The 8,950-nt window shown below is 71.9% G+C and carries 11 protein-coding genes; 1 reads left to right on the top strand and 10 read right to left on the bottom strand.

Annotation, left to right across the window (positions count from 1 at the left end; translation table 11 throughout):
- From ACZ6JE_RS14755 to ACZ6JE_RS14710, 10 genes are all read right to left on the bottom strand, one after another.
- The coding region (locus ACZ6JE_RS14755) for an EscU/YscU/HrcU family type III secretion system export apparatus switch protein (protein WP_464319424.1) at positions 1-1,212 on the bottom strand (1,212 nt) is incomplete at its 3' end.
- A gap of 2 nt (positions 1,213-1,214) precedes the next feature.
- On the bottom strand, positions 1,215-1,973 hold the full coding sequence (locus tag ACZ6JE_RS14750) for a flagellar biosynthetic protein FliR (protein WP_192061017.1): 759 nt from the start codon (positions 1,971-1,973) through the stop codon (positions 1,215-1,217).
- Positions 1,974-1,981: 8 nt separating this feature from the next.
- Positions 1,982-2,257, bottom strand: a complete 276-nt coding sequence (fliQ, locus tag ACZ6JE_RS14745; RefSeq protein ID WP_192061016.1) for a flagellar biosynthesis protein FliQ — start codon at positions 2,255-2,257, stop codon at positions 1,982-1,984.
- Positions 2,257-3,120 carry a flagellar type III secretion system pore protein FliP gene (gene fliP / locus ACZ6JE_RS14740; protein ID WP_464319425.1) on the bottom strand — a complete coding sequence of 288 codons (864 nt, stop codon included), beginning with the start codon at positions 3,118-3,120 and terminating at the stop codon, positions 2,257-2,259. Before fliP ends, fliQ begins: the two co-directional genes overlap by 1 nt.
- A 269-nt stretch (positions 3,121-3,389) precedes the next feature.
- Positions 3,390-4,160, bottom strand: coding sequence for a FliO/MopB family protein (locus ACZ6JE_RS14735; protein WP_464319423.1), 771 nt, complete (start codon positions 4,158-4,160; stop codon positions 3,390-3,392).
- A 2-nt stretch (positions 4,161-4,162) separates the two neighbouring features.
- Positions 4,163-4,894, bottom strand: coding sequence for a flagellar motor switch protein FliN (gene fliN, locus ACZ6JE_RS14730; protein ID WP_192061014.1), 732 nt, complete (start codon positions 4,892-4,894; stop codon positions 4,163-4,165).
- A complete protein-coding gene (locus ACZ6JE_RS14725) occupies positions 4,891-5,826 on the bottom strand; it encodes a flagellar motor switch protein FliM (RefSeq protein ID WP_464319422.1) in 936 nt (311 codons plus the stop codon). Before ACZ6JE_RS14725 ends, fliN begins: the two co-directional genes overlap by 4 nt.
- 46 nt (positions 5,827-5,872) lie before the next feature.
- Positions 5,873-6,913 carry an OmpA/MotB family protein gene (locus ACZ6JE_RS14720; protein ID WP_464319421.1) on the bottom strand — a complete coding sequence of 347 codons (1,041 nt, stop codon included), beginning with the start codon at positions 6,911-6,913 and terminating at the stop codon, positions 5,873-5,875.
- Complete coding sequence (locus tag ACZ6JE_RS14715; protein WP_192061011.1) at positions 6,910-7,728, bottom strand: motility protein A; 819 nt, start codon at positions 7,726-7,728, stop codon at positions 6,910-6,912. The genes ACZ6JE_RS14720 and ACZ6JE_RS14715 overlap by 4 nt, the downstream gene beginning before the upstream one ends.
- 1 nt (position 7,729) lies before the next feature.
- A complete protein-coding gene (locus ACZ6JE_RS14710; protein WP_192061010.1) occupies positions 7,730-8,086 on the bottom strand; it encodes a flagellar FlbD family protein in 357 nt (118 codons plus the stop codon).
- Between the two features lie 310 nt (positions 8,087-8,396).
- Here ACZ6JE_RS14710 and ACZ6JE_RS14705 point away from each other — a divergent pair, with 310 nt between their 5' ends.
- Complete coding sequence (locus ACZ6JE_RS14705; RefSeq protein WP_464319420.1) at positions 8,397-8,897, top strand: hypothetical protein; 501 nt, start codon at positions 8,397-8,399, stop codon at positions 8,895-8,897.
- Positions 8,898-8,950: the final 53 nt, after the last annotated feature.

Raw genomic sequence — 8,950 nt, 5'->3', positions numbered from 1 at the left:
GGGGCGGGCTGCGAGCCCGGGAGGCGCGGGTGGGGCGGCCGCGTCGCGAGCGATCCGCAGCCGCTGCGGCACCGCCTCGGCCGCGAGCGACCCGGGCGTCAGCACGGCGGCGACCTCGTCGGGGGTGGTCGGACGCGGGTTCGCGTGGGTGCCCGCGACGGCCGACGCGCCCCGCGCCCGGAGGGCCATGACGAAGGTCAGCACCCGGGCGACCGGCGTGTAGAGGTCGACGGGGATCTCGTCGCCCAGACCGCAGTTCGCGTGCAGGGCGCGGGTCAGCGGGACGTCCTCGACGAGCGGGACCCCGTCGGCGGCCGCCTGCTCGCGGATGCGGGCCGCGACGGCGCCGGCGCCCTTCGCGACGACCCGCGGAGCGGAACGACCCGGCTCGTAGCGGACGGCCACCGCGTAGTCGGTCGGGTTGACCATCACGACGTCCGCGTCGGCGATCGAGGCCATCATGCGGTTGCGACTCATGGCGAGCTGCCGCGAACGGCGCTGCGACTTGACCAGCGGATCGCCGTCGGTGCTCTTGTTCTCGTCGCGCACCTCCTTCTTGGTCATGCGGGTCTTCTTGCGGTTGCGGCGCATGACGACGAAGACGTCGGCGGCGGCGAGCACCAGACCGGCGACGACCGCGGCCTGGAGGAGGATCGCCGTGCCGGACGTCGCCTCGTCGAGCAGGGCCGAGACGCTCAGGCCGCCGCCGTTCATCAGCACCGGCATCAGCCCCTGGATGGCCATCCACAGCACGAGACCGACCACGGCCGTCTTGATCAGGGCCTTCGCGCCGTTCCAGAGGGCCTGACCGCCGAACGTCGTCTTCAGCCCGTTGATCAGGTTGAACTGCTCGTAGTTGCCCGTCATCCGCTTGATGTGGACGCCGCCCTGCACGATCGCGGTGAGCAGCACGACGATGCCGACGACGGCGAGCATCGGACCGATCGTCGCGGCCATCGAGCCCACGCCCTCGCCCAGCAGCCCGACCACGGTCTGCGCGTCGGGATGCCGGATGGCCTGACCGATCGAGAAGAGCTGATCGGTGCCGGCCTCGGCGCCCCGCTCGATGGTGGTCGGGATCATGACGGCTGCCGCGCCCACCCCGAGCCAGGCGCTGAGGTCCTGCGACCTCGACAGCTGGCCCTTCGAGTGGACCTCCTTCATCCGCTTCTGCGTGGCGTCCTCTGAGCGCTCGCCGGAGTCGTCGGCCATGGCTACCTCACCCCCGTGAGCAGGTCGGCGGCGTCGCCCGACAGGTTCTGCACCACGCTCGGCAGCGCCAGGAACACCCCGCCGGCGAGCATGACCGTCATCAGGATCTTCAGCGGGAAGCCCATCGCGTAGGCGTTCAGAGCCGGCGCGACCCGGCTGAGCAGACCCAGCCCGACGTCGGCGAGGAACAGCACGACGCAGAGCGGCCCCGCGATCTGCAGCGTCGCGAGGAACATCTGCGTGACCCCGTTGGTCATCAGCGACACCGGGTCGGCCAGATCGATGCCGAGCCCCAGCGGCACCGCGTCGAACGACCGGGTGAGACCGCCGATGATCAGCTGGTAGCCGCCGCTCGCGAACATCAGCGCGAGGGCCGTCATCTGGAACAGCCGCGTGAACTGCGCGCCGTTGATCATCGACTGCGGGTCGAACGCCTGCGCCAGGGTGAACCCGCCGAACAGGTCGATCAGGCTGCCGGCCGCCTGAACGGCCGAGAAGACCAGGAGGACGAGGAACCCCAGCACGGCGCCGACGACGACCTCGAGCACCAGGGCGAGCACGAACGGCCCCGTCGCCAGCGACTCGTAGCCGGGAGAGACCCGCGGGGCCACGGCGAGCGCGAGCCCCAGCGCCAGCATCGCCTTCACCCGGCCGGGGAACGCCCGGTACGAGAACGGCGGCGCGACGACGATGAACGCGGTCATCCGCACGGCGGCGAGCAGGGTCGCTTCGAGACCGCTGAGGTCGAGGTCGAGATCCATGGTCGGGGTCAGCCGCCCGTGAGCAGCTGCGGGATGCGGTCGAACACCACGTGCGTGAAGGTGACCATCTCGGCGATCATCCAGTGCCCGCAGACGATCAGGGCGATGCCGACGGCGACGGCCTTCGGCACGAACGAGAGCGTGACCTCCTGGATCTGCGTGATCGACTGCAGCAGCGAGATCGCGAACCCCACGACCAGCGAGGTGATGAGCACCGGCGCGGCGAGCTTCGCGGTGATGACGAGGGCCTGCATCGAGATGTCGAGGACGGCGTTGGAGTCCATCAGGCGGTCACCTGATAGCTCTCGATGAGACTCGTGATGATGAGCCCCCACCCGTCGACCAGCACGAACAGCAGGATCTTGAACGGCAGCGAGATCATCACCGGCGGGAGCATCATCATGCCCATCGACATGAGCGCGGCGCTGACGACGAGGTCGATGACGAGGAACGGGATGAAGATGACGAACCCGATGATGAACGCGGCGCGCAGCTCGCTGATCATGAACGACGGGATGAGCGTCAGCATCGGCACGTCGGCCTGGCTGTCGGGGTTCGGCTGGTCGGCCGAGCGGGTCATCAGCGCGAGGTCCTCCTGGCGGGTGTGCGCGAGCATGAACTCGCGGAGGGGCGCGCTGCCGGCGTCGATCGCCGCCTGGAAGTCGATGCTGCCGTCGAGGTAGGGCTGCACCGCGTCGGCGTTGATGTGCTCGAGGATCGGAGCCATGATGAAAAGACTGAGGAACAGGGCGAGCCCGGCCAGCACCTGATTCGGCGGGATCGACGGCAGCGCGAGGGCGTTGCGGGTCATCGCGAGCACCACGAAGATCTTCGTGAACGACGTCATCATCAGCAGCAGGGCCGGCGCGACGCTCAGCAGCGTGATGCCGAGCAGCGTCACGACCGCCGTGCTGGGAGCGCCGTCGGGGCCGTTGATGTCGATGTTCAGACCGCCGGTGCCGGTGCCGTCGGACTCGGTCTGGTCGCCGTCGGTGAAGTCGGTCGGGGTGGTGCCGGTGGTGCCGGGGGTGCCTGTGCCTGGGGTGCCGGTGCCGGGCTCGACGGGGGCGGTGGGCGCGGTGGGCTCGACGGGCGCGGCGAGGGCTGTCTGACCGATCAGCATGATCAGGCCCGAGGCGACGATCATCGCGAGCAGGGCGACGACGACGGCGCGGGCGAGACGGGTGTCGGCGAAACGCTGAGGGGCGGTGCCGACGGGGGCGGCGCCGAGGGCGTGCCGCGCGAGGGCCCGGCGGTCGGCGAGCGGCGCGGTGCGGACGAGCGAGTGACGACCGGCGGAGGTGGGGCTGGCCGGGGTGCGACCGCGCAGGCCGTCGCGCAGGCTGGGCCCGGCGAGGCGGGCGACGGCGGTGGCGAAGGAGGCGCGGGTCGTCCGGGCGGACGGAGCGCGGAGGGTCATCCGGCTCGACCGCTGCGGAGGGCCGAGGCCGCCTGCCGCCAGGTGTCGGGGGCGAGGATCGAGCCGTCGAGGGCCTTCGCGGCGCGACCGGTGCGACGCTCGGCGAGGTCGCGCGGGGCGCGCTCGCGGACGGCCGCGGCGCGGCGCGCGGCGCCGCGCGGCCGCAGCATCGGCTCGCTGCTCGCGGCGCTCGCGCCGGCGTCGCCGGCCGCGCCGGCCGCGGGCGCAGGCGCGATCGAGGTGACGCGTCGGGCGGCTTCTGAGGCGGGGACCGCACCGGTTGCGTCACCTCGATGGGCGGAGAGCACCGCGGCGACGCTCTGGGCGGCCGCAGCGGGCACAGGCGCGATCGACGTGACGCGTCGGGGGGCCTCCGGGGCGGGGACCGCACCGGTCGCGTCACCTCGATGGGCGGAGAGCACCGCGGCGAAGCTCGGAGCCGGTGCCTGGGCCGGAGTCGCAGCCCGAGCCGGGGCCGCAGCGGGAGCCGGGACGAGCTCGAGCGCGACCGGCTCGACCGGACGGTCGGCGGCGGCCAGCACCGTGACCGACGCGTCGGTGACCCCGAGCACGAGTCGCTCGCCCTCGACGTCGACCACGACGACGCTGGCCTTCGCGCCGATCCCCTGGCGCGCCACGACCGTCACCTGCGCGGCCTGACGACCGGCGCGACCGCCCTTGACGATGCGCTTCTGCAGCACGTAGAGCAGTGCGAGCACGACTCCGAGCGAGAGGACGACGCGGAGTCCGACGAAGAGCGTGTCCACGATCAGATCGCGCCGTCGGCGACGTCGAGGATGGTCGTGATGCGGACCGCGTAGTCCTGGTCGACGACGACGACCTCGCCGTGCGCGATCAGGCGCCCGTTCAGCAGCACGTCGGCGGGGGCCCCGGCCGAACGGTCGAGCTCGACGACGGCGCCGGGCTCGAGTCCGAGCACGTCGCGGACGGACATCCGCGTGCGACCGATCTCGACGGTGAGGGCCATCTCGACGTTGTTGATGCGACCGAGGTTGCCGGCCATCGACGAGAACAGGGGGGCGGCGTGATCGACGGGCGCCGCGCCTCCTACCGTCCCGTTCTCGCGGAGGCGGATCGCGAACCAGCCGGCGGGCGCTCCCGCTGCGGTCAGATCGAAGACGACCGTGTCGGGGTCGGCGAGCAGCGTGTCGGCGGGCTCGCGACGGCTCTCGCCGAGCACTCCCACACCGAGCACCGACGTCGCGGCCTCGAGCGCCGGTCGCAGCACGTCGGTCACCGAGACCAGCGGGCTGTCGGTGCCGGCGGCGGCGCCGAGGCGGTCCATGTCGACGAGCACCAGCGCCGTGTCGGCCGAGACCCCGCCGACGAACGACGTGACGACGACCGGGGAGGCGGCGGTCCGGTTCTGCGCGGACTGCCCGGCGTCGAGGAGGACGGCCCGCAACGGCGTGGGCGTCGGCAGCTTCGCGACCAGGGCCTCGGCCGCCGCGGTGTGCAGGGTGATGGTCGTGGCGGTCATGAGGTTCCTTCTTCGGTGCCGGTCAGTGAGGTGGAGACGACGATCCCGGCGAGACGGGAGCCGTTCGAGGCGACCGCGGCGCGACCCACGGGCTGACCGTCGACGCGGATCTCGAGCGGACGCGACTGCGGGTGCGGCAGGGGCAGCACGTCGCCGACGGACAACCCGAGCACCACGCTCGGCAGCACGGCGGCCGGGGCGAACTGCAGGGAGACGCCCACCGGCACCGAGGCCAGCTGGGCACCGAGCAGACGCCGGGCGTCGGCCGGATCGACCGTCGGCGTCGCGTCGCCCAGCTGGGGCAGCAGCACGTCGGCCGGCAGGGCGACGGTCGCGAGCGACGAGCGCTCGCCGACCTGGATGGTGAAGACCGCGACGATCATCAGGTCGGACTTCTGCGCCGCCTGGGCGAACTGCGAGTTGTACTGGAAGCCGCCGACGCCGATCTGATCGACGAGCAGCCCGCCGAACGAGTACCGCAGATCGTCGAGGGCGTCTTCGATGAGACGCCGGACGAGCGCCTGCTCGATCGGCGTGAAGGCGCGCTCGGGGGTCACCGGGGGCTTCGCCGCACCCAGCATGTGACCGACCCAGGCCAGCGCGGCCGAGGCCGAGAACTGGACGACGGCCTTCGCCGCCACCCCCTCGAGGGGGCAGAGCACCATCGCCGTGGTCGCCGGCAGCGACGCGGCGTAGTCGTCGTAGGTGAGCATCTGGACGCTCTCGGAGGTGACCTGCGACAGCACGCGCACCTTCGCGGTGAGCTGGGTGCCCCACTGGCGCGCGAACGTCTCGAAGGCCAGCTCGAGCACCCGGGAGTGCTCGCGCGCCAGCGTCGTCGGGCGGCGGAAGTCGTAGACCTCGACGGCCCTCTGCGGGCGCGCCGACGGGCCGGCGGTCGCGGCCGGTGCGGGAGCGTCGAGGAGGGTCACGGACGGACCTATCGACCCGCGCCTCCTGGGCGTTAGAGAACGGTGATCAGTGCCCCCCGGACTGGGCCCCCTCGGAGTCGTGATCGGCGGGGGCCTCGTCGGGGGCCTCGTCGGCGGCGGGCGCCTCGGCGTCGAGCGGCTCGGGAGCCTCGGCTGTGGTGGCGGCCACCTCGGCGGCGGCGTCGTTCCGGCCCGCGGTCACCGCGCCTCCGGCCCCCTCGGCGGCCCTCTGCAGCTCGGGCAGCAGGGCGCTGACGTCGTCGGACTGGTTCGACAGGACGACGATGTCGACCCGGCGGTTCGCCGCGAGATCGGCCGGCGACCCCCCGGCGGCCAGCGGACGCGACGAGCCGAACCCGACGGCCTGGATGTGCTCGACCGGCATGCCGCCCCGCTCGACCAGATCGCGCAGCACCTGCGTCGCCCGCGCGGACGACAGCTCCCAGTTCGTCGCGAACGGCGCCGTCGAGCTGCGCTGATCGGCGTGACCCTCGACCGACACGTCGTGCGCCGAGGTGCTGAGCACCGGCGCGATCGCATCCATGACCCTCGTCGCCTCGGCGCTCAGGTCGGCGCTGTTCGTGCCGAAGAACGTCTCGGACCCGACCAGCCGCACCGTCAGCCCCCGGGCGTCCGTCGCGAACTGCACGTCGGCGCTGAGGCCCGACCCGTCGAGATTCGCCTCGATGGCCGCCTTGATCGCCGTCAGGTCGTCGAGCTCGCTCTTCGCCAGTGCCTCGGACGTCTCGGTGCCCTCGCCGGTCTCGGCCTCGCCCGACGCCGCGGCCTCGGCCATGTCGGTCTCGTCGCCCGCCGAGTACCCCTCGCCCTCGGGGGTCACCTGGTCGACCGGCACGACGGTGCCCGACGCCGAGTCGATCGCGCCGAGCTCGGTCTGCCCGAAGCCGGTCGCGAGCGAGTTGCGGAGCGCGACGTATTTGTCCTGATCGACCGTCGACATCGCGTACAGCACGATGAACATGCACATGAGCACCGTGATCATGTCCATGTACGAGGCCATCCAGCGCTCATCGGGGTGCTCGTCCTCGTGGACCTTCTTCTTGCGAGCGCCGCGCGATCCGCTCATACCGAGACCCCCCGGTCGCCGGCGTCGACCCTGCTCGTGGCCTTCGCGCCCTTCGCGCCCTGCTCGAGGGCATGCGACGGGACCATCGCCTTGAGGCGTTCGCCGAGGAGGCGCGGCTGGCTTCCCGCCTGCACCGCCAGCACCCCCTCGAGCAGCAGCGTCATGCGGGCCTCGTCGAGATCGGCCAGCTTCTTGAGACGGGCGCCGATGGGCAGCCAGAGGAAGTTGGCGGTGAGCAGACCCCAGAGCGTCGCGACGAACGCGGCGGCGATCATGTGACCGAGCTCGTCGGGCTGGGCGAGGTTCTCGAGCACGTGCGTGAGGCTGACGACCGTGCCGACGATGCCCACGGTCGGCGCGTACCCGCCGAGGCTCATGAAGAACTTCGACGCCGTGCGGTCGGCCGCGAGACGCGACTCCATCTCGTCCTCCAGCAGGATCCGCAGCTCCTCGCCGTCGGTGCCGTCGGCGATGTTCTGCAGCGCGCCCTTCATGAAGGGGTCGTCCATCTTCTCGGCCTCGGCCTCGAGCGACAGCAGCCCCTCGCTGCGCGCCTTCTCGGCGAGACCCACGATGCCGTCGATCACCGACTGCGGCGGGATCACCTTGCCGGTGAAGGCGCGGGGGATCTTCGTGAAGCTGAGGATCGCGTCACGGATCGTGGTGCCGGCGATGCCGACGCCGATCGTCGCCCCGAACACGAGGATGATCGGCGCGGGCAGCAGCAGACCCATGAGGTTCACGCCCTCGAGCTGGATCATGCCGAACAGCGCACCGAACGCGAGGACGATGCCGATTATGGTCGCGGGATCCACGTCAGCGCCCCGCGGGGGTGGTGGCCGGGGCGGGTTCGTCTGCGGGGGCCGGGCGGAGGTCGCTGAGTCGACCCGCGCCTCCTGAGCCTCGGACGAGCCCGAGCTGCGGACCGGTGCCGCTGCGCGTGCCGAGCGGCTGCACGGACGGCGACGTCGCGTGCGGCTCGTCGTAGGCGATCGCGACGATGCGGGCCCGGTAGCGGGCGATCATCTCGATGACCTCGGACATCGGCTCGGTCACGATGTACTTCGCCCCGTCGACCATGATCAGCGTCGTGTCGGGCGTCTCGTGGATGCGCTCGATGAGGTCTGGATTGACAGCGAATCTGCTGTCGTTGAGTCGCGTGACGACGATCATCGGCCCGTCCTAGGTCTGTGTTCTCCCGCCTCCATCCGTGGGGCGGGGTGGCCTCCCGTCCTGGGTGGCTACGGGTCACTATCGGCCGGGGGTCGGTGGCCGTTAGGTGCGGCGTGGTGGCGGCATCGAGGTGACGCGTTCGGGGCCTTCGCGGGGCGCGGGGCCCCCGGATGAGTCGCATCGATGCGGCGGCCGAGGAGGCGCGGGGGCTTTCCACAAGTGAGGGTACGGATATCGGACGATAGGCTGACGTTCGCTATCGTTACGGCTGGCCACGCGGCGACAGCGCCGCCCGACGAAAGCGACGCCCTTGGATCCCCTCCTCCTCGTGCTCGTCACGGCTCGCGTGGGGCCCAGCACGCTGATCGTGCTCGCCGTCGGCGTCGCGATCGTCGCCCCCACCCTCATCGTCTTCGTCCGCACCGCCACGGTGACCGTGACGGCCGACCGCCTGACCTACCGCCGCCTCGGGCGCGAGAGCACCGTGCTGCTCGACGGCACGCAGCGCGGCATCCACTGCCGCCTGAAGCAGGGCCTCGAAGAGCTCGAGTACGTCGGCGTGCGCGACTCGTCCGGCAGCCTGGTCGGCCTGACCGAGGCCTACTTCGCACCCGAGACGCTGGCCGACGTGGCGCGGCGGGTCGGTGCGGATCCGACTCCGCTGCGGCAGACCATGACGGGGCCTCAGGCCGAAGCGGAGAGGCCGGGCACCGTGACGTTCACGCTCCGCCGGCCTGGTGTCACGGGACTCCTCGTGCTCGTCGCGACGGCGATCGTGGTGGTGCCCCTGGTGCTGGCGACCGCCGCGTGAGCGTGCTCGCATCGAAGTGACCCGTTCGGTGCCCTCGGGGGGAGGGAGGGAGG

It is taken from the genome of Frigoribacterium sp. AC759 (genome assembly GCF_979256015.1).
Note: the sequence above shows the minus strand (reverse complement) of the source record. Positions and strands in the feature narration are given on the sequence as shown.